Source organism: Pseudomonas poae (genome assembly GCA_028869255.1).
GTDB lineage: Bacteria > Pseudomonadota > Gammaproteobacteria > Pseudomonadales > Pseudomonadaceae > Aquipseudomonas > Aquipseudomonas poae_C.
Window position 1 is genome coordinate 302,125 of sequence record CP110972.1, and the last position, 19,911, is coordinate 322,035.

Annotated in this window: 17 protein-coding genes and 1 pseudogene; 11 read left to right on the top strand and 7 right to left on the bottom strand. The window is 59.5% G+C overall.

The features are described 5' to 3' along the window. Window positions 1-29: 29 nt before the first annotated feature. Window positions 30-200: a hypothetical protein gene (locus LRS56_01390; GenBank protein ID WDU63266.1), complete on the top strand. Its 171-nt coding sequence runs from the start codon at window positions 30-32 to the stop codon at window positions 198-200. Between the two features lie 17 nt (window positions 201-217). Here the strand turns inward: LRS56_01390 and LRS56_01395 are convergent, their stop codons facing one another. Continuing rightward, entirely contained in the window at window positions 218-2,107 is a 1,890-nt protein-coding gene (locus LRS56_01395; GenBank protein ID WDU63267.1) for a methyl-accepting chemotaxis protein, read from the bottom strand. 204 nt (window positions 2,108-2,311) lie between these two features. Here LRS56_01395 and LRS56_01400 point away from each other — a divergent pair, with 204 nt between their 5' ends. Further along, window positions 2,312-3,790: a DUF853 family protein gene (locus tag LRS56_01400; GenBank protein ID WDU63268.1), complete on the top strand. Its 1,479-nt coding sequence runs from the start codon at window positions 2,312-2,314 to the stop codon at window positions 3,788-3,790. A 4-nt stretch (window positions 3,791-3,794) separates the two neighbouring features. Here the strand turns inward: LRS56_01400 and LRS56_01405 are convergent, their stop codons facing one another. After that, a complete protein-coding gene (locus LRS56_01405) occupies window positions 3,795-4,250 on the bottom strand; it encodes a DciA family protein (GenBank protein ID WDU63269.1) in 456 nt (151 codons plus the stop codon). Window positions 4,251-4,555: 305 nt separating this feature from the next. Between LRS56_01405 and secA the strand changes: the two genes are divergently transcribed. From secA to LRS56_01420, 3 genes are all read left to right on the top strand, one after another. Beyond that, window positions 4,556-7,291: a preprotein translocase subunit SecA gene (gene secA / locus LRS56_01410; GenBank protein ID WDU63270.1), complete on the top strand. Its 2,736-nt coding sequence runs from the start codon at window positions 4,556-4,558 to the stop codon at window positions 7,289-7,291. Window positions 7,292-7,413: 122 nt separating this feature from the next. Next, window positions 7,414-8,631, top strand: a complete 1,218-nt coding sequence (gene argJ / locus LRS56_01415; protein ID WDU63271.1) for a bifunctional glutamate N-acetyltransferase/amino-acid acetyltransferase ArgJ — start codon at window positions 7,414-7,416, stop codon at window positions 8,629-8,631. A 19-nt stretch (window positions 8,632-8,650) separates the two neighbouring features. Beyond that, complete coding sequence (locus LRS56_01420; protein ID WDU63272.1) at window positions 8,651-9,595, top strand: Nudix family hydrolase; 945 nt, start codon at window positions 8,651-8,653, stop codon at window positions 9,593-9,595. Window positions 9,596-9,696: 101 nt separating this feature from the next. Here LRS56_01420 and LRS56_01425 read toward each other — a convergent pair whose 3' ends face one another. The 3 genes from LRS56_01425 to LRS56_01435 are packed head-to-tail and all read right to left on the bottom strand — an operon-like array spanning window position 9,697 to window position 13,278. Next, entirely contained in the window at window positions 9,697-10,275 is a 579-nt protein-coding gene (locus LRS56_01425) for a cob(I)yrinic acid a,c-diamide adenosyltransferase (GenBank protein WDU63273.1), read from the bottom strand. A 2-nt stretch (window positions 10,276-10,277) separates the two neighbouring features. Continuing rightward, complete coding sequence (locus LRS56_01430) at window positions 10,278-12,314, bottom strand: ATP-binding protein (protein WDU63274.1); 2,037 nt, start codon at window positions 12,312-12,314, stop codon at window positions 10,278-10,280. 46 nt (window positions 12,315-12,360) lie between these two features. Beyond that, the gene (locus LRS56_01435; protein WDU63275.1) at window positions 12,361-13,278 is read right to left on the bottom strand and encodes a putative 2-dehydropantoate 2-reductase; all 918 of its coding nucleotides are present in this window, start codon (window positions 13,276-13,278) and stop codon (window positions 12,361-12,363) included. A gap of 123 nt (window positions 13,279-13,401) precedes the next feature. On the opposite strand from LRS56_01435, the gene LRS56_01440 reads away from it, so the two are divergent. Both LRS56_01440 and LRS56_01445 read left to right on the top strand, forming a co-directional pair. Continuing rightward, window positions 13,402-13,887 (top strand): YajQ family cyclic di-GMP-binding protein, encoded by a 486-nt coding sequence (locus LRS56_01440; protein ID WDU63276.1) that lies wholly within the window; start codon window positions 13,402-13,404, stop codon window positions 13,885-13,887. Between the two features lie 135 nt (window positions 13,888-14,022). Then, a complete protein-coding gene (locus LRS56_01445) occupies window positions 14,023-14,865 on the top strand; it encodes a mechanosensitive ion channel (GenBank protein WDU63277.1) in 843 nt (280 codons plus the stop codon). A gap of 194 nt (window positions 14,866-15,059) precedes the next feature. Here the strand turns inward: LRS56_01445 and LRS56_01450 are convergent. After that, a pseudogene (locus tag LRS56_01450) lies at window positions 15,060-16,359 on the bottom strand (OprD family porin). Window positions 16,360-17,100: 741 nt separating this feature from the next. On the opposite strand from LRS56_01450, the gene LRS56_01455 reads away from it, so the two are divergent. After that, complete coding sequence (locus LRS56_01455) at window positions 17,101-17,526, top strand: HIT domain-containing protein (GenBank protein WDU63278.1); 426 nt, start codon at window positions 17,101-17,103, stop codon at window positions 17,524-17,526. Between the two features lie 3 nt (window positions 17,527-17,529). Continuing rightward, window positions 17,530-17,736 (top strand): SlyX family protein, encoded by a 207-nt coding sequence (locus LRS56_01460; GenBank protein ID WDU63279.1) that lies wholly within the window; start codon window positions 17,530-17,532, stop codon window positions 17,734-17,736. A gap of 74 nt (window positions 17,737-17,810) precedes the next feature. On the opposite strand, the gene LRS56_01465 is transcribed toward LRS56_01460, so the two are convergent. Next, window positions 17,811-18,032: a cold-shock protein gene (locus tag LRS56_01465; GenBank protein WDU65673.1), complete on the bottom strand. Its 222-nt coding sequence runs from the start codon at window positions 18,030-18,032 to the stop codon at window positions 17,811-17,813. Window positions 18,033-18,842: 810 nt separating this feature from the next. On the opposite strand from LRS56_01465, the gene LRS56_01470 reads away from it, so the two are divergent. Continuing rightward, window positions 18,843-19,316, top strand: a complete 474-nt coding sequence (locus tag LRS56_01470) for a DNA starvation/stationary phase protection protein (protein ID WDU63280.1) — start codon at window positions 18,843-18,845, stop codon at window positions 19,314-19,316. A gap of 180 nt (window positions 19,317-19,496) precedes the next feature. After that, a complete protein-coding gene (locus LRS56_01475; protein ID WDU63281.1) occupies window positions 19,497-19,838 on the top strand; it encodes a ribbon-helix-helix domain-containing protein in 342 nt (113 codons plus the stop codon). Window positions 19,839-19,911 lie beyond the last annotated feature (73 nt).

The following is a 19,911-nucleotide window of genomic DNA, read 5'->3' on the forward strand; positions in this document are numbered from 1 at the left end:
TTTCTTTGCCTGCCATTGAGGATTGATTGATGAGCGATCCGCTGGATAAAGCCACCGCTAAAGCTCCCGCGACCTTGGGGGAGGGGTGTTTGAGCCGATACGACCCGGATGACTTGAGCAGCGAGGACGGCACCGAATTTCCAGGTGCCGCCGAGTTGTGGCAGCGCGAGCAGGACCAAGTCGAGCCCGCTGCGGATTAAAGCGGCAAGTGCCGGGTTCAGATCCGGAAACTGCCCACCAACTGTTTCAGGCGCGCGGCCTGTTGTTCCAGGTCGGCACAGGCGCGCAGGGTCGAATGCAGGTTTTCCACGCCTTCCTGGTTGAGGGTGTTGATCTCGGTAATGTCCATGTTGATCGACTCCACCACCGAGGTCTGCTCCTCGGTAGCGGTGGCCACCGACTGGTTCATGCCATAGATTTCGCCAATGCGCTGGGTCACGCTATTCAGGCGTTCACCGGCCAGGTTGGCGATTTCCACGCTGTCATGGCTGTGGCGCTGGCTTTCGCTCATGGTGCTGACCGAGTCGCGGGCGCCGACTTGCAGCTCCTCGATCATTTTTTGCACCTGTTGCGCCGATTCCTGGGTGCGATGGGCCAGGTTGCGCACTTCATCGGCAACCACCGCAAACCCACGCCCGGCTTCGCCTGCGCGGGCCGCTTCGATGGCGGCGTTCAGGGCCAGCAGGTTGGTTTGCTGGGAAATGCTGGTGATCACCTCAAGAATCTGGCCGATATTCACGGTTTTGCTATTGAGCGCTTCGATATTGCTGCTGGAGGCACTGATCATCTCGGACAGCTGAGTCATCGCCTTGATGTTGCGTTCAACCACTTGTTGCCCATCTTCGGCCAGGTGGCGCGCATCGCTGGCGTTGCTCGAGGCTTGCGCCGCATTACGGGCGATTTCCTGGGCGGCGGCGCCCAGCTCATTGATCGCGGCCGCGACGCTGTTGGTGCGGTTGGCTTGCTCGTCGGAGTTGACCATCGACGAGTTGGACGCGCTGACCACCCGCAATGCCACTTCATTCACCTGCTCGGTAGCCGAGGATACTTCGCGGATCGATGTATGAATCCGCTCCACGAATCGGTTGAATGCGTTACCCAGGGTGCCGAATTCATCGTGATTCTGGATGGTCAGGCGGCGGGTCAGGTCACCTTCGCCGTCGGCGATGTCCTGCATGGCGCGGGTCATTACATGCAGCGGCTGCAACAGCACGCGGATCAGCATGCCCAGCAGGGCGATGATGATCACCACGGCAATCAGCGTGGCGATCACGGCGGAGGTGCGGAATTCGCTGAGCATGGCGAAGGATTTGTCTTTATCTACTGCAATACCGAGGTACCAATTCACCGAGGGCAGGCCCTTGATCGGGGTAAAAGTCACGATATTGTCTTTGCCGTCGGCCTCGACTTCGCTGAAGTCTCCGCTGATCTTCGGCGTGTTCTTCGGGTATACGTCGGCGAGGGTCTTCATCACCAGATCTTTGTTCGGATGCACCAGCACTTTGCCATCGGCACTGACCAGGAAGGCATAGCCCATGCCGCCGAAATTCAGTGCGCCGATATTCTCCACCAGGGTTTGCAGGCTCAGGTCACCCCCCACCACACCGATGCTTTGGCTGCCCTTGGTGCTTGGGGTGGTGATGGAAATGATCAACTTGCCGGTGGCGGCATCGATATAAGGTTCGGTCAGCGTTGAGCCGTTGCTGCTCTGGGCGCCTTTGTACCAGGGCCGCACACGCGGGTCGAAGCCGTCCGGCATCTTGGTGTCGGGGCGGATGGTGAAGGCGCCCGTGCTGTCGCCTACGTAGGTTGCCATGAACGAAGACGTCAGGGTTTTCTGTTCGAGCAGGCTGGCTACGGTGGAGGGTTCGGGGTTGACGGCGATGTTTTGCGCAGCGTTTTCCACCAGTGCAATACGCCCGGTGAGCCAGGTCTGAATGTTGCTGGCGGTGACGTCGCCCATTTCGTGCAAGTAATTGTTGAGGTCGTCGCGAAGGGCGTTGCGTTGCAGGTAGTCGTTGTAGAGGGTAAACAGCGCGAAGGCGGCGATGACGATAAGGGAGGCTGCAAGCAGGATTTTGTGGCTGAAGCGCAGGTTTTTATTCATGGCTTGTAGGGTCCGCTATGGTCTTATTATCCGAAGCGCGTCCTTATGGGATGCGCAAAATGGCAGCGTCAAAAAAGGTGTGATACTTCTTGTGGTAGTTCTAAGTGTCCGTGGAGGAACTACCTGACCTGTTTTTAGACTTTGTGGGTCTCACATCTGTCTTTATCGACCTGGCGACACTAAAGATTAACCATGGGTGACGAAATGTCTGATTCCACGCAACTCCTTATCGGCGCAGACCTCTCTGGCCAGCCGATTGCCCAGGCCATGCGTCTGGCCAACCGTCACGGGCTGATCGCCGGCGCCACCGGCACCGGCAAAACCGTCACATTGCAACGTCTGGCCGAAGCCTTCAGCGATGCGGGGGTGGCGGTGTTCGCCGCTGATATCAAGGGTGACCTGTGTGGCCTGGGCGCGGCGGCGAACCCCCAGGGCAAGGTCGCCGAGCGCATTGCGGGCATGCCCTTCCTTAATTACACACCTAAGGCTTATCCGGTCACGCTGTGGGATATCCACGGGCAGTCCGGTCATCCGTTGCGCACCACCATCAGCGAAATGGGGCCCCTGCTGCTCGGCAGCCTGCTGGAACTCACCGACAGCCAGCAGTCGGCCCTGTATGCAGCCTTCAAGGTGGCAGACCGCGAAGGCTTGCTGTTGCTGGACCTCAAGGACCTCAAGGCGCTGCTCAACCATCTGCGCTATCACCCGGAGTTGCTTGGCGAGGATGCGGCATTGATGACCACCGGCTCCAGCCAGGCGCTGCTGCGGCGCCTGGCGGTGCTGGAACAGCAGGGCGCCGAGGCGTTGTTTGGTGAGCCGGCGCTGCAGCTTGAAGATATCCTGCAGCCCACCAGCGACGGGCGCGGGCGTATCCACCTGCTGGATGCCAGCCGCCTGGTGCACGAGGCGCCGAAGGTCTACGCGACCTTCCTGCTGTGGCTGTTGGCGGAGTTGTTCGAGCAATTGCCGGAGCGCGGTGACGCGGACAAACCGCTGCTGGCGCTGTTTTTCGATGAGGCGCACCTGCTCTTCGCCGACACGCCCAAGGCGTTGCAGGATCGCCTGGAGCAAGTGGTGCGGCTGATCCGTTCCAAAGGGGTTGGCGTGTATTTCGTCACCCAATCGCCGGGCGACCTGCCGGACAGCGTGCTGGCTCAACTCGGCTTGCGCATCCAGCATGGCTTGCGGGCGTTCACCACCAAAGAACAGAAGTCCTTGCGCGCCGTGGCAGACGGTTTTCGGCCGAACCCGGCCTTTGATGCCCTGGCGGTGCTGACCGAGTTGGGCACCGGTGAGGCGTTGGTGGGAACGTTGCAGGAAAAAGGCACGCCGGAAGTCGTCCAGCGCGTGCTGGTGGCGCCGCCGCAATCACGGATCGGGCCGTTGAGCGAGGCGGAACGTGTTGCGCTGGTCGCCGGTTCAGCATTGCAGGGCCGCTATGACAAGCCGATCGACCGGGAATCCGCCTATGAAGTGCTGATGGCGCGCAAGGACCTGGGGCCGACCGAGGAGGCCAAGCCGACGGCCGAGGAACCGAGTTTCACCGATAAGGCCGGAGCGTTTCTGGGAACGGCGGCGGGCAAGGCGCTGAAGTCCGCCATGCAGCAAGCCGCCAATCAGATGGGGCGGCAACTGGTGCGGGGTTTATTGGGCTCGTTGCTGGGCGGCAGCAAGCGCAAGTAGCGGCTCAGGCTTTGGGTTTGGCGTGGGCGGCCAGCCGCTCAAGCGCTGCGCGCAAGCCTGGGTCGCTGATCCCGTCGGCCGTTGCCTGAATGGTTTCGGCCGCATTCACCGACAAGTCCATGGTATGCCCCACCGCGCCTTGCTGGACGGTGGGCGGTTGCACCTTGAACTGGATGCGCATCAAGCTGGCGAACTCATCAAAGGCCATCAATTGACGCTGCAGGCGTTTTTGCTGATAACGCAAACGGGTTGCCCAATGGCCATCGGTGACAATCAGCAGCAAATTACCTTCACGCCAGGACGCCACATGGCAGTGCTCACGTGCGGCGGGTTGCAGTTGGCTCTCGAGCAGGCGTTGCAGATGGCCCAAGCGTTGCGCATGGCTGAAGATGGCTTTCAACGGCTTGGCTTCGCGAAGCAACACGCTGGGCGCGCGGGCTGTAAGAGGGCGAAATGCCATGATTAGACACCTTAAGTAACAGAGCAGCCATCTTAGCAGAAAGCGCTCGCAGGCCCCCAGGCAATGCACCCGCGCAGGTTTCCCCATGAAATCAATAGGTAACTTCTGCGTTCCATGGGTTGAAGTTCCGCCAAAAGCCCTTATTTTAAACAAGCCCTCTCACAGCCCCATGCCTGCATCGGGGAACAACGCCACTTTCCTCACCCACGAATCCGGGTAGAATGCGCGTTCGCATGCGGCCGTGAGGGCTGCTCGGGCCACTGACGGTGCGCCCTCCATCCCTATGTGTGGAAGAACCTGCCGATATGTTTGCGCCTTTGTTAAAGAAACTTTTTGGAAGCAAGAATGAGCGCGAAGTCAAACGCATGCTCAAGACGGTGCAGCTGGTCAATGCCTTCGAAGAGCAGATGGTTGCCCTTTCGGACGAGCAATTGCGCGCCAAGACCCAAGAGTTCAAGGCCCGCATAGCCAAAGGTGAAACCCTCGACAAGCTGCTTCCCGAAGCGTTTGCGGTCGCCCGTGAAGCCGGTAAGCGTGTCATGGGCATGCGCCACTTCGACGTTCAGTTGATCGGCGGCATGACCTTGCATGAAGGCATGATTGCCGAAATGCGCACCGGTGAAGGCAAGACCCTGGTGGCAACCCTCGGCGTTTACCTCAACGCATTGTCCGGCAAGGGCGTGCACGTGGTGACGGTGAACGACTACTTGGCTCGCCGGGACGCCAACTGGATGCGCCCGCTGTATGAATTCCTCGGCCTGACCGTGGGCGTGGTAACGCCGTTCCAGCCGCCGGAAGAGAAGCGCGCCGCCTACGCTGCCGACATCACCTACGGCACCAACAACGAATTCGGTTTCGACTACCTGCGCGACAACATGGCGTTCAGCATGGAAGAAAAATTCCAGCGCGAACTCAACTTTGCCGTGATCGACGAAGTCGACTCCATCCTGATCGACGAAGCCCGTACCCCGCTGATCATCTCCGGCCAGGCCGAAGACAGCTCGCGCCTGTACACCGAGATCAACAAGTTGATCCCGCGCCTGGAGCAGCACATCGAGGAAGTGGAAGGCGTGGTGACCAAAGAAGGTCACTTCAGCATCGACGAGAAGACCCGCCAGGTCGAACTCAACGAAGCCGGTCACCAGTTCGTCGAAGAGATGCTGACCCAGATCGGCGAGCTGGCGGAGGGTGAAAGCCTGTACTCGGCGCACAACCTGGGCCTGTTGACCCACGTGTATGCCGGCCTGCGCGCCCACAAGCTGTTCCATCGCAACGTCGAATACATCGTGCAGGACGGCCAGGTCGTACTGGTTGACGAACACACCGGCCGTACCATGCCGGGTCGTCGTCTGTCCGAGGGCCTGCACCAGGCAATCGAAGCGAAGGAGCACCTCAACATCCAGGCCGAAAGCCAGACGTTGGCGTCCACCACCTTCCAGAACTACTTCCGTCTGTACAACAAACTGTCCGGCATGACCGGTACGGCCGACACCGAAGCGTTCGAGTTCCACCAGATCTACAGCCTGGCTGTGATGGTGATTCCGCCGAACAAGCCGCTGGCGCGTAAAGACTTCAACGACCTGGTGTTCCTGACGGCCGAAGAGAAATACGCGGCAATCATCAACGACATCAAGGACGGCCTGGCCCAGGGTCGTCCGATCCTGGTGGGTACCGCCACCATCGAAACTTCCGAGCACGTGTCCAACCTGCTTAACAAGGAAGGCATCGAGCACAAGGTTCTGAACGCCAAGTTCCACGAAAAAGAAGCCGAGATCATTGCCCAGGCCGGTCGCCCAGGCGCACTGACCATCGCCACCAACATGGCCGGTCGTGGTACCGATATCCTGTTGGGCGGCAACTGGGAAGTGGAAGTGGCTTCGCTGGACAGCCCGACCCCTGAGCAAATCGCCCAGATCAAGGCTGACTGGCAGAAACGCCACCAGGCTGTGCTGGAATCCGGTGGCCTGCAGGTAATCGCGTCCGAGCGTCACGAATCGCGCCGTATCGACAACCAGCTGCGTGGCCGTGCCGGTCGTCAGGGTGACGCCGGTTCCAGCCGTTTCTACCTGTCGCTGGAAGACAGCCTGATGCGCATCTTCGCCTCGGATCGGGTGAAGAACTTCATGAAAGCCTTGGGCATGCAGTCCGGTGAAGCGATCGAGCACCGCATGGTGACCAACGCCATCGAGAAGGCCCAGCGCAAGGTAGAAGGCCGCAACTTCGACATCCGTAAGCAACTGCTGGAGTTCGATGACGTCAACAACGAACAGCGTAAAGTGATTTATCACATGCGTAACACGTTGCTGGCCGCTGACAACATTGGCGAGACCATCGCTGATTTCCGTCAGGACGTTCTCAACGCCACCGTCAGCGCACACATTCCGCCACAGTCGCTGCCTGAGCAGTGGGATGTTGCCGGTCTGGAAGCTGCGTTGAAGAGCGACTTCGGTGTCGACTTGCCGGTCCAGCAATGGCTGGATGAAGACGACCACCTGTATGAAGAGACGCTGCGCGAGAAGCTGATGACCGAGCTTCTGGCCGCGTACAACGAAAAAGAAGAGCAGGCGAGTGCCGAAGCACTGCGCACCTTCGAGAAACAAATCGTACTGCGCGTGCTGGACGACCTGTGGAAAGACCACCTGTCGACCATGGACCACCTGCGTCACGGTATCCACCTGCGTGGCTACGCCCAGAAGAACCCGAAGCAAGAGTACAAGCGCGAGTCGTTCACGCTGTTCTCCGAGCTGCTGGATTCGATCAAGCGCGATTCGATTCGCGTGCTGTCCCACGTTCAGGTGCGTCGCGAAGACCCGATCGAGGAAGAAGCTCGTCTGCGTCAGGAAGCCGAAGCACTGGCCGCCCGCATGCAGTTCCAGCACGACGAAGCACCGGGGCTGGAAGCGCCTGAGGTGTTGGGCGAAGAGGTCGATGTGGCCTTGGCTCAAACCCCGGTTCGTAATGAGCAGAAGCTGGGTCGCAACGAGCTGTGCTGGTGCGGTTCGGGCAAGAAGTACAAACACTGCCACGGCGAAATCAACTAAGATTTTCGCCTGAGGCTGCAACACCCTGCGCCGCGACCGGCCTCTGCCGTCGCGGCGTTTTGCCATTAATTTCACCGTCGATCACGGCGGTACAGACATCACCTATTTTAAGGAGCGCATTCATGGCTGTTGGTCTTGGTCCTTTGCCCACTTTGCACCCGGTCGCCGGTTTTGAACTCGGTATCGCTTCGGCCGGCATCAAGCGCCCAGGGCGCAAGGATGTGGTGGTGATGCGCTGTGCCGAAGGCTCGACCGTTGCCGGTGTGTTCACCCTCAATGCTTTTTGCGCCGCGCCGGTGATCCTGGCCAAGCAACGTGTCGCCGGCCCGATCCGTTACCTGCTGACCAACACCGGCAATGCCAACGCGGGCACCGGCGAGCCTGGCCTGGTGGCTGCCGCACGCACCTGCGCCAAGCTGGCCCAGTTGGCCGGCGTGGACGCCAGCCAAGTGCTGCCGTACTCCACCGGTGTGATCGGTGAGCCGCTGCCGGTGGAAAAAATCGAAGGCGCCCTGCAAGCTGCGCTGGATGACCTGTCTGTGGATAACTGGGCGGCTGCGGCCACCGGCATCATGACCACCGACACCCTGCCGAAAGGCGCGAGCCGCCAGTTCGTGCACGACGGCGTGACCGTCACCGTGACCGGTATCAGCAAAGGCGCGGGCATGATCCGCCCGAACATGGCCACCATGCTCGGTTACATCGCCACCGATGCCAACGTTTCCCGCGACGTGCTGCAGCGCCTGATGCTGGACGGCGCCAACAAGTCGTTCAACCGCATCACCATCGATGGCGATACCTCGACCAACGATTGCTGCATGCTGATCGCCACCGGCCAGGCCAACCTGCCGCCAATCACCTCCACCGAAGGCCCGCTGTTCGCTGCGCTGAAGCAGGCGGTATTTGAAGTGTGCATGGAGGTGGCCCAGGCCATCGTGCGTGACGGCGAGGGCGCTACCAAGTTCGTGACGGTTGAAGTCAACGGCGGCGGCAACCACCAGGAATGCCTGGATGTCGGCTACACCGTGGCCCACTCGCCATTGATCAAGACCGCGCTGTTTGCCTCCGACCCGAACTGGGGCCGCATTCTTGCTGCCGTCGGCCGTGCCGGCGTGCCGGACCTGGACGTGAGCAAGATCGACGTGTTCCTCGGTGAGGTGTGCATCGCCAGCCGTGGCGCCCGCGCCGAGACCTACACCGAGGCCCAGGGCTCGGCGGTGATGCAGCAGGAAGAAATCACCATCCGCATCGAGTTGGGTCGCGGTGAGTGCAGCGAAACCATCTGGACCACCGACCTGTCCCACGAGTACGTGAAGATCAACGCGGAATACCGCACCTGATTGCCAAGAGGAAAGCGTGGTGAAACGAGTGCATGTAGCAGCAGCGGTGATCCGCGGTGTCGATGGCAGGATCCTGCTGGCGCGCCGTGCCGATACCCAGCATCAGGGCGGCCTCTGGGAGTTTCCCGGCGGCAAGGTGGAGGCCGATGAGTCAGTCGCCACTGCGCTGTCCCGCGAATTGCAGGAAGAGCTGGGTATCCAGGTCACCACGGCGCGACCGCTGATCAAGGTGCAGCATGATTACCCGGACAAGCAGGTGTTGCTGGATGTCTGGGAAGTCTCGGCCTTCAGCGGCGAGCCGCATGGCGCTGAAGGGCAACCGCTGGAATGGGTGGCCCCGCGGGATCTGCTCAACTATGAGTTCCCGGCGGCGAATGCGCCGATTGTGACCGCTGCCCGCTTGCCGGCCGACTACCTGATTACCCCGGGTGAACTGGAAAGCCCGACGTTGCTGCGCGGTATCCAGAAAGCCATTGCCGGTGGTATCAAACTGGTTCAACTGCGTGCGCCCAATGGTTACGACCCCAAATACCGTGACCTGGCGGTGGACGCCGTGGGCCTGTGTGCCGGCAAGGCACAGTTGATGATCAAGGGTCCGTTTGAATGGCTGGGGGATTTTCCTGCGGCCGGCTGGCACATGACCTCGGCGCAATTGCGTAAATATGCGAGCAAGGGCCGCCCGCTGCCCAAGGATCGCTGGTTGGCTGCCTCGTGCCATAACGCTGAAGAGCTGGCGCTGGCGGAAATGATGGACGTGGATTTTGTCACGCTGTCCCCGGTGCAGCCGACCCAGACGCATCCGGAGGCACAGCCATTGGGTTGGGAACAGGCCGCGCAGTTGATCAGCGTCTTTAGCAAGCCGGTGTTTCTGCTGGGTGGCGTTGGGCCTGCCGAGCGGGAGCAGGCTTGGGACGTTGGGGCTCAGGGTGTGGCGGGTATCAGGGCGTTCTGGCCGGACGTTTGATGCTGTTTGAGGGCCTCATCGCAGACAAGCCAGCTCCCCCATTTGACTGGGTTCACAATTCAAATGGGGGAGTGGGCTTGCCCACGATGGCGACCGAATCATCAGTGTGGTTTAGCCGCCGCCTGCCACAACACCTCCGCAACACCCTGGCGCCTGGCAATCACCCGCGCCGCCACAAACAGCAAATCCGACAACCGATTGATATACGCCAACCCCACGCCTTCCAACGGTTCCAGCGCATTCAGCTGCTGACACCGCCGCTCGGCGCTGCGTGCCAGGCTACGGCACACATGGGCCTGGGCGATCAGCGCCGAGCCACCGGGCAGGATGAAGTTCTCCAGCGGGCCCACTTCTTCGTTCCAGCGATCAATCGCCGCTTCCAGCCGATCCACTTCTGCCGCATTCAGCGCTTTGTACACCGGCATTGCCAGCTCACCGCCGAGGTCAAACAGGCGATGCTGGCAAGGTGTCAGCACCTCGATCACCTCCGTCAGTTCCGGATGCTTGCCGCTTTGTTCTTCAAGACCCGCCAGCAACAACCCCAGCTGGCTGTTCAGCGTATCGACTTCGCCGATAGCTTCCACACGGGGGTGGTCCTTGGGCACGCGGCGGCCGTCACCCAGGCCGGTTTCACCCTTGTCACCGGTGCGGGTGTAAATCTTCGACAGGCGAAAGCCCATGGTCAGTGCTCCAATTGGGTTAGTTCATAGGGCGGCATTTGGCTGCCGGCCAAGGGCAGGCGCAAGGTGAAGCACGTGCCTTGGCCCAGGGTGGAATGCACTTCCATCTGGCCCTTGTGGTTGTTGGTGATGATGAAATACGACACCGACAGCCCAAGCCCGGTGCCCTGGCCGATTTCCTTGGTGGTGAAGAACGGCTCGAACGTGCGTTTGCGCACGTTTTCACTCATGCCGATGCCGTTGTCTTCCACCTGGATTTCCGCCCATGGCGGGTTGAGGCGGGTACGCAGGATGATGCGCCCCGGCTCGCTGTCGTCTTCACGCAAATGAATGGCCTGGGCGGCGTTTTTCAGCAGGTTGAGCAGCACCTGCTCCAGCTCGTTGGCGGTGCCGGGCACCGGGCCCAGTTGCGGGTCGAACTGGCGGATGATCGCCTGGCCCTTGAAGTCGAAACCGATGGCCAGGTCAAAGTCATTGCCGGCGATTTCCACGGCCTGGTCGATCAGTGCCGGCAGGTCGCAAGGGGCCATCTGCCGGTTGCTGCGGCGGCTGAAGCTGAGCATGTGGGTGACGATCTTCGCCGCCCGCGCCCCGGCCTGCTGGATGCCGTCGAGCAGTTGCGGCACTTCGCGGCTTTGCAGGTACTGGTTGACCTCGGCCAGCGAGATGCCCGCCTGCTCGGCGTGTTCCAGGTTCTTGGGTAGGTCGGGGGACAGGCGGCGACGGATGTTCTGCACGTTATGCAGGATTGCCCCCAGCGGGTTATTGATTTCGTGGGCCATGCCGGCGGCGAGGCCACCGACCGAAAGCATTTTCTCCGACTGCACCATCATTTCTTCCAGGGACAGGCGCTGGGTGATGTCATCGATACGGATCACCACACCACGCCCGGCACCACCGGTCAGCGGGTAAAAGGTCAGTGCGTAATGCTTGGGCTCATCGTCTTTGACCCAGGTGACGCGTTCGATACGCTCCACCGTGTGTTGCTCGACCGTGGCCTTGATCTGCGGCAGGTAGGGCTTGAGCGGTTGGAAGGCGAGGTAGATCGGCTGGTTCAGCGCCTCATCCAGGCGCGTGCCGGAAAGCGCGCTGGCTTCCTGGTTCCACTGCGTTACATAGAGTTGCTCGTCGAGGGCGATCAGAGCCGACGGCATCGAGTCGATGATGCTGTTCAGATAATTCTGAAAACCGGTGAGTTTTTTCTCGATCTTGCTGCGAACCTGCACTTCCAGTTCCAACTTGCGGTTGGTGTGGCGCGTCTCTTCCGCCAAGCCTTGTGCCTGGTCGTAAGCCGCCTGGGAGTCGTCACGCGCGCGCTTGAGCTGCTGCTCGCGGGCTTCGATGCGTGACAGCATGGTGTTGAAGGCTTCGGCCAGGCTGCCGATTTCATCGTGGTTGCCACGGCCGGCACGCAGGGCGTAGTTCTCTTCGCGAGTTACCTGGCGGGAGAGTTCTTCCAGTTCATGGATGGGGCGGGTGATCAGGCGTTTGATCTGCCGGGCGATAATCAGCCACAGCAGCACACTGAAAATCAGAATGCCCAGGCTGGCGGTCAGGGTGCCGGTGTAGAAGGCCACCGGCAGCTCACTGCTGGCCACCAGTAACAAATGCCCGGAAGGCTGGCCGGCGCGGGGCAGGGTGATGACTTGGTTGCTGCGAAACTCGGTGAGGCGCCAGGCTTCGATATGCCGGTAGTTTTCCGGTAACTGCAGCCGATTGCCGTGTTGCATCTGCGCCAGGCGGGTGCCTTCGCCGTCAAACAGCGCCGCTGCGCGCAGGGGCGAATAGCTGGTCAGTTCGTTGAGCAGGGCTTCGGCTTTGGCCGGAGACTCGAGGGCCTCGGCGGCGAGCGCGGGGTTGGACACCAGCCGCCCGATGGCCTGCAAGGCTTGGGGCGCCATGCTTTCCTGGGAGATCCAGTAGGCGGCGCTGATAAAGGTCAGGTTGGCCACCAGCAATACGGTGGTCAGCAGCACCAGCAGGGCGGCCAGCAGTTTCTGCCCGACCGGTAGGTTTTCTAGACGCTGGCGCAGCGGCATCAGGGTTTTCCCAGGTGATAGACAGGCGGGCAGGGTAGCGCGTGGCTCAGTCGCGGGGCAATCCGCGTGCAAGCAACTGGTCAACCAGGCGTACCTGCAGTTGCTGCAAATGCGGCAGGCTCAATTGGTGGCGCGCTGCCGCCTGGCAAGCATAGCCCAACAAATAGCTGATTTCGGTGCGCCGGCCATTGGCTACGTCCTGGTACATGGAGGAGTAATTGGCCGCCGTGGCATGGATCACCCGTTCCACTTCATGCTGCAGATCCTGCGCCGCAGCCGGTTGGCCACAGCATTCCAGCAGTTCACCGAGTTCGGCGCACAAGGTGGCCACTTCGCACTGATGTGTTTGCAGTTCGCCGTTGCGGCAATGGTAAAGCACGGTCAGCGGGTTGATCGCGCAATTGAGCGCCAGTTTGCGCCACAGGCGCGTAAGAATATCGGTGCTCCATTCGTGGGGGATACCGGCGGCGTGCAGGTCTTCCAGCCACAGGGGCGGGGTAGGGTGGCCGGCGTCCCCCAGCCAGGTGAAGCCATGGCCGGCAAACACTACGCGCCAGTCGCCATCACGAAACGCGCCTTCGGTGCTGGAGGCGAAGATGCAGCGGGCCTGGGGCAGTTGCGCGGCCACTGCGTCCTGGCTGCCGAGGCCGTTTTGCAGCAGGATCAACTCGGCGTTCGGTGCCAGCCGGTGCTGCAACTGTGCGACGGCGCTTTGCGCGTCGTAGGCTTTGCACGCCACCAGCAGGCGCTGAATTGGCTCCGGGCTGTCGGGCGTTTCGCCGATCACCGGGTAGGTGTGCGCTACGCCGTGTTCCACCAGGGTCAGCCCCTGGGCCGTCTGATAGCTGGCCAGGCGAGCAGCATCGCGCAGGATCAACCTGACGGGCACACCGGCGCGCGCCAGGCGAGCGGCCCAGAGTGTGCCCAGGCTGCCGGCGCCGAGAATATGCCAGGTGGTCGACATCAGTTTTTGCTCCGTAGGGTCGCTCACAGTGAACGCGGCGAAAGAACCGCTATAATGCCCCGGCATTTTAGCTCGGGCGCGCTCCATCTCTACTGAGTCCGCCCCTTATATTGGAGAAATCACATGCCTTCGTTCGACGTGGTATCTGAACTGGACAAACACGAAGTCACCAACGCCGTCGAGAACGCCGTCAAGGAACTGGACCGTCGCTATGACTTGAAAGGCAAGGGCAGCTTCGAATTCAAGGAAAAGGAACTGACCGTCAACCTGACCGCTGAAGCCGATTTCCAGCTGGAAGCGATGATCGAGATCCTCAAGTTGTCCCTGGTCAAGCGCAAGATCGACGCCCAGTGCCTTGAAATCAAGGACGCCTATGCCTCCGGCAAGCTGATGAAGCAGGAAGCCGTGCTCAAGGAAGGCATCGACAAAGAGCTGGCGAAGAAGATCGTGGCCCATATCAAGGATGCCAAGCTCAAGGTCCAGGCCGCCATCCAGGGCGAGCAGGTTCGCGTGACCGGCAAAAAGCGTGATGATCTGCAGGAGGCAATCGCTGCCTTGCGCGCCAAGACCTTCGACATGCCGCTGCAGTTCAATAACTTCCGCGACTGATGGCACTTTGGGGAACCTGTGGGGCTTTTTGACGTCCCACGCCCCAGAACCTGCGCCTGCAATTGAGCCCTCCGGGGCTCAATTGCATTTATGGCCACTCAATACGCCGAACATCCGGTAAACAGGAGAATGTAGATGGATTTGAACGCTGAAGTGGATCACCTGATCAAGACCTCAGAATCGTGGTTACCGATGATCATGGAATACGGCAGCCGGTTTTTGCTGGCCGTGGTCACCCTGGCCATCGGCTGGTGGCTGATCAACGTTTTGACCCACCGAGTGGGGCGTTTGCTTGCGCTGCGCAATGCTGACCTGGCGCTGCAGCACTTCATCACCAGCCTGGCGAACATTGCGCTCAAAGTCATGCTGGTGGTCAACGTAGCCTCGATGATCGGCGTGGCAACCACCTCGTTCGTTGCCGCGATCGGTGCTGCCACGCTGGCCATTGGCCTGGCATTGCAAGGCAGCCTGGCCAACTTCGCCGGTGGCGTGCTGATTCTGCTGTTCCGCCCGTTTCGCATTGGTGACTGGATCGAAGCCCAGGGTACTTCCGGTACCGTCGACAGCATCCAGATTTTTCACACCGTGTTGCGCACCGGCGACAATAAGACTGTGATCATCCCGAACGGCAGCCTGTCCAACGGCCTCATCACCAACACCAACCGTCAACCGACCCGCAAGGTGGTGTTTGATGTGGGTGTGGACTACGAAGCTGACCTGCAAAAAGCCCGTGAAGTGCTGCTGGAGCTGGCCAAAGACCCACGTGTATTGGCAGACCCGGCTGCTGTGGCGGTGGTTTCGACCTTGGGTGACAGTTCGATCACGGTCTCCCTGCGTTGCTGGACCAAGACTGCAGACTATTGGGATGTGGTGTTTATGTTGAACGAACTTGCACGTGACCGTCTGAAAGCCGCGGGGATTGATATTCCATTTCCGCAGCGGGTTATTCGCGTGATGCAGGAAACAGCAGCCAAGTAATAAACAACAACAACCGCATCGAACTTGGCCGATAGGTCAGCTTCGGTGCGGTAGGTTTAAACTAGATAGTTAGCTTGCTAGTTATTCCGGCGCTGAAACAATACAGCAATAAAAAAGCCGCCCCCTTGTTCACAAGAGGGCGGCTTTTTATTTAAGGCCGAAGCCTTAAGCCATCGTTGTAATTAAACCGTCAATTACAAGATGTTCAGCGGGTAGTTCGCGATCAGACGCAGTTCGTCGATCGAAGGCGAACCGTAGTACACGCCATCGCCAGAGCGATAGGTAGCTTGACGCAGACGCAGGCTCAGGTTTTTAGCCGGGCCGCTCTGGACTACGTACTTGGCTTCGATGTCGCGTTCCCACTCTTTGCCGTTCGAAGTGGTCCCAGTGTTGGCGCCACTACCGGTGACATAACGAGTCATGAAGCTCAGGCCAGGAACGCCGAAGGTCGCCATGTTGATGTCGTAACGCGCCTGGTAGGGACTTCTCGCCTTCGGCGTTGAAGTCGGAACGGGCGATGGAGTTGGCCAGGAACACTGTGCCGCCGCCGTCTACGCCGTAGCCGTAGTCGCCGTCGCCAGTAACTTTCTGGGCTGCCAGCGTGAAGGTGTGAGCGCCAACGGTGTAAGCACCCTGCAAGCTGAACGCGCGGTTGTCGAGCTTGGTCGTACCATCTTTTTCGGCGCGTTGCAGGCCGGCACCTTCACTCTTGGTGTCGTAGATGTTGAAGTCCAGAGCGAACGACTGGTCGTCGCTAAGCGCGTGGGTCCAGTTGAGGTTGCTGTAGTACTTACGGAAGTAATCTTCGGTTTTTGCGTAGTACAGGCTGCCGGTGAACTCTGGGGTGAACGAGTAGACACCGCCGACAAAGTCAGTCGTTGTCAGGCCAAGGCTGTCACGGTAGGTCTGGTTCTGCGCGACGCTGGAAGTGAAGTGACCGCCTTCCAGTTTCAGTCCCTTGATCTCATTGCTGGTGAGCGATATACCTTGTGGCAGTTCTGGCAGCAGACGGCTGTCGTCAGAGGCGAATACAGGTGCCGTAGTGTACTGGTCACCGACTTTCAGTACGGTGTTTGAGAAACGGAACTTAACCGCTCCGCCGCCTTTGGAGTAGTCGTCTTGCGAGCGACCATCCGAACCCGTTGGGAACAGACCTGTACCAGCGCGACCTTTGCCGCTATCGAGCTTCACGCCCAGCAGGCCGATTACATCAATACCGACGCCAATGGTGCCTTGAGTGAAGCCGGATTCGTACAGACCATTGAAGCCAAGGCCTGTCTCTTCCGCACGGCTTTTACGCTTGCCGTTAACGGTACTGTAGCCACTCGCTGGCTCATTACGGAAATCGCGGCTGAAATACAGTGCACGGGTATTGATGCTGAACGTGCTGTCTTCAACAAAACCCTTGGAATCGTCCTGGGCGGACGCCATTGCGAACTGCGAGGTGCCTGCTGAAACAGCCAGGGCGATCATGCTCCACTTCATCACGCGCATCGTGATTTGCTCCTTTGGTTTAGGAAGAGTACTGCCGTCCCACCTGTATTTTTATCTGGGCGGCTCTTTCTTTATTGTGTCGGCGCAAAGTTATATCACGCAGACTCTATTGACGATACTTACCCATCTATCCTTTCAGCTTCTTTACGAGGCTGTCGTAAATTGCTAGCTCCCTGTCGCAAATTCACAGCCCGTGTGTAACCGGGCTGACAACTTCAATACTGTTTTCAACCCCGCTTGGAAGTTTGAACTCGTCCCTGGTACATATTGAAACGCCACCGTTTTTATCGCGAAACACCTGCTTCCAGGCGGGTGTCGTTGCCGACGATATGGGTGTGAATGCAACAAGCGCGCCCAAACCGGTAACCGAATGTCATTTTTTCGTGAAAATCGTTACGCCCGTGTAAAAACCGCATAAGCACGGGCTTTTTGCGCCGTTTGGTTTGGGCTTGACACGCCCGCGTTGCACCTGCGCGGTGCTGCACACATCCTGTGCCAGTGGGAAATGTTACCGGTCCACCCTCTTGGGTGGGTAGTCGGCGGATCCCTTTGAGGCACAAGTGGGTCATTTTGGTGCATCCCGGTGAGGCCCGAGTTAGCGTAGCTCAAATATTCAACTGCCTCGAAAGAGTGCAGGTTTTTTATCGGATTGCGTCGTGACTCTGCGCAATGCCGTGAAGCCGGAGGCATTCGAATGTATGCTGGGCCCTTGAAACTGACCTGCCGAACGGAGTGCCCGTGGTGTTCGCCCTAGATCAACGCCTGCAACAAGACACACTGGCCATTGGGGACTTCCCGCTGTGCCACCTGCTGCTGTCCAATGACTCGAACTACCCGTGGTTCATCCTGGTGCCGCGTATCAACGGTATCAGCGAAGTGTTTCAGCTGGATGTCGCAGATCAACAAACACTCTGGCAAGAAACCACCACCCTGGCGCAGTTGCTTAATGAAGGCTTGGCCGCCGACAAGATGAATATTGGTGCGCTGGGCAATGTCGTCAGCCAATTGCATGTGCATGTAATCGTGCGCAAGCGTGATGACGCCGCCTGGCCGGCGCCAGTGTGGGGCAAGCACCCGGCGCAGCCTTATACCGAACAACAGGTAGCGGCTATTCGCGCACGCATGCGTGAGTTGTTGCCTGCCGACTTTATTTTTGCGCAGGGCTGAACCATGGATTTGCAAGACCGCGTGACGGACCTGGAAAGCCGCCTGGCCTTCCAGGACGACACCATCGAGACCCTCAATGACATCCTCGTCACCCAGCAACGTGCCGTCGAGCGCCTGCAATTGCAGATGGCCGCGTTGCTCAAGCGCCAGGAAGAAATGGGTAGTCAGTTCGAGACCTCCGAAGAGGAAGCGCCGCCGCCACACTATTGAGTGAGCGGGGTGCAATAAAAAACCGCGATCCGGTCAATGCCGGATCGCGGTTTTTTTTGCTGCGAAGGCTGGAGTCAGCGACGCGGCAGAGCAGCGATCACGTCTTCGGCCTGCAGGCCTTTGTCGCGATTCATGACGGAGAACTCCACGCGCTGGCCTTCCACCAGGACGCGATGGCCTTCGCCGCGAATGGCCCGGAAGTGGACGAAGATATCGTCGCCCGAATCGCGGGAAATAAAGCCGAAGCCTTTGGAGGTGTTGAACCACTTGACGGTACCGGTATCCCGGTTGGTCATGTCGTAGTTTTGCGACGCGGCCGCCGGGGAGGAACGGTAGAAGCTGATGGCCAGGTGAAGGACGATGGCGACCACAGCAATCACCAGGCTGAGCAGGATGGCCGGGTGGCCGCCCACTTCAGGCATAGGTGCCAGGAGGGTGAGGGTTTGAACGACAACGGTCAGTACCAGCAGCGCGCTGACCAGGTTTTGCAGTTGATGACGCGTGCCTTTGTTCCAGTAAGGGATCACCGGTGCCAGCGTCAGGTTAAGAAGGCCGAACAAGGCCAGGTACAGAGCGTCGTGTTGTTCCAGGTAGGGAGGGCTTCCCTGTTGCAAGCTCGGTATAAAGGACAGCAGCAAAGCTGCAACGCCCGTTAGCAGGTGGACGATTTTCAACATTTTGATTAACTCACGTTAAGACGGATCACAAGGAAGAGCTGACTGGCACGGTTCGCTTCTGAACAATGGGAGGCGTTAAGCACGTGCGCGGGTATCAGCCTATGCCGCCGGCCGCGGAAATTAACGGCAGCGACACGCCGTCTATTTAACAGCAAAGGCTGTGCCTACTCAAATCAAGCATTTCCGGGTGTTGCAAGGCTCACGGCATTTCTGCGTCAAACGCTTGTCCTAGACAGGTGCAGGCGTTTGTGTGGCGAGCAGGCTTGCCCGCGTTGGGCTGCGTAGCAGCCTCGTACCCTACGTTGCAGGCCCCCATCGGGGCGATTTGCCGCACGTCGCGTGGGTGCGCCGGGCTGCGCATCCGCGACACTCTTGCTAGAGTGGTCCTGCACCTGATCAATGAATGCTTGTCAATTGAAGGGGATAAACATGGCAATCGATATCGGTATCAGCGAAGCAGATCGTAAATCCATCGTCGACGGGCTTTCCCGGCTGCTTTCCGATACCTATGTACTGTACTTGAAGACCCATAACTTCCATTGGAACGTTACGGGCCCGATGTTCCGTACGCTGCACTTGATGTTCGAAGAGCAGTACAACGAGCTGGCGCTGGCGGTGGACTCCATTGCCGAGCGTATCCGTGCCTTGGGCTTCCCGGCGCCGGGTGCCTATTCGATCTACGCCCGTCTGTCTTCCATCAAGGAAGAGGAAGGTGTGCCCAGTGCCGAAGAAATGATCCAGCAACTGGTAGCGGGTCAAGAAGCGGTCACTCGCACCGCGCGCGGTATCTTCCCGTTGCTCGACAAGGTCAGCGATGAGCCGACTGCCGACTTGCTGACCCAGCGTATGCAGGTTCACGAAAAAACCGCGTGGATGCTGCGTTCATTGCTCGAAAATCAGTAAACACTGGCCTTGAGTGGCGCCGCCCGGGCGCCACTCGCTTGTTTCCACGCATTTCCTGGCGTTGTCCTACGCCTATCAACGTCCCGTCTTCTGGCTGCCTGCCTCTGCCTGCTGTTTTATAGGGTCACTGCCCAATGGGAGATCCCATGGGGTGCTGTTTGGCAATGGAGTGTCAGGTGTATGTCACGTGGAGTGGGTAACGGAGTGATGGAAACCGGTGGTTTTCATAAGATAAAGGTCGACCCCTTCGCGAAAGGGTTCGATATGGGGCTGGCCAAGCCACTGTCCCGATCGGTGCGGCTCAATGGGTTTTCCACTTGCCTGCGGCTTGAGCAGGTCTATTGGAATATCCTTACGGAAATCGCCAGGATCAACGCCTGCTCCGTCAGCGCGTTGCTGTCTTATGTCGATCGGGAAGTGCACTTGCGGTATGGAGGGGTGAAGAACTTCAGTGGGCTGGTCAGGGTGGTGTGCGTCGTTCACCTGTTAAAAGGTCGGGTGACCCTGCAGAACCCTGAGTAATCAGCCGGTGCCCGGGCCGGCCTGCTATTGACGTGGGCGAGGCTCCGGGCAGAAAGCCGGCTGCGCTGCCTGG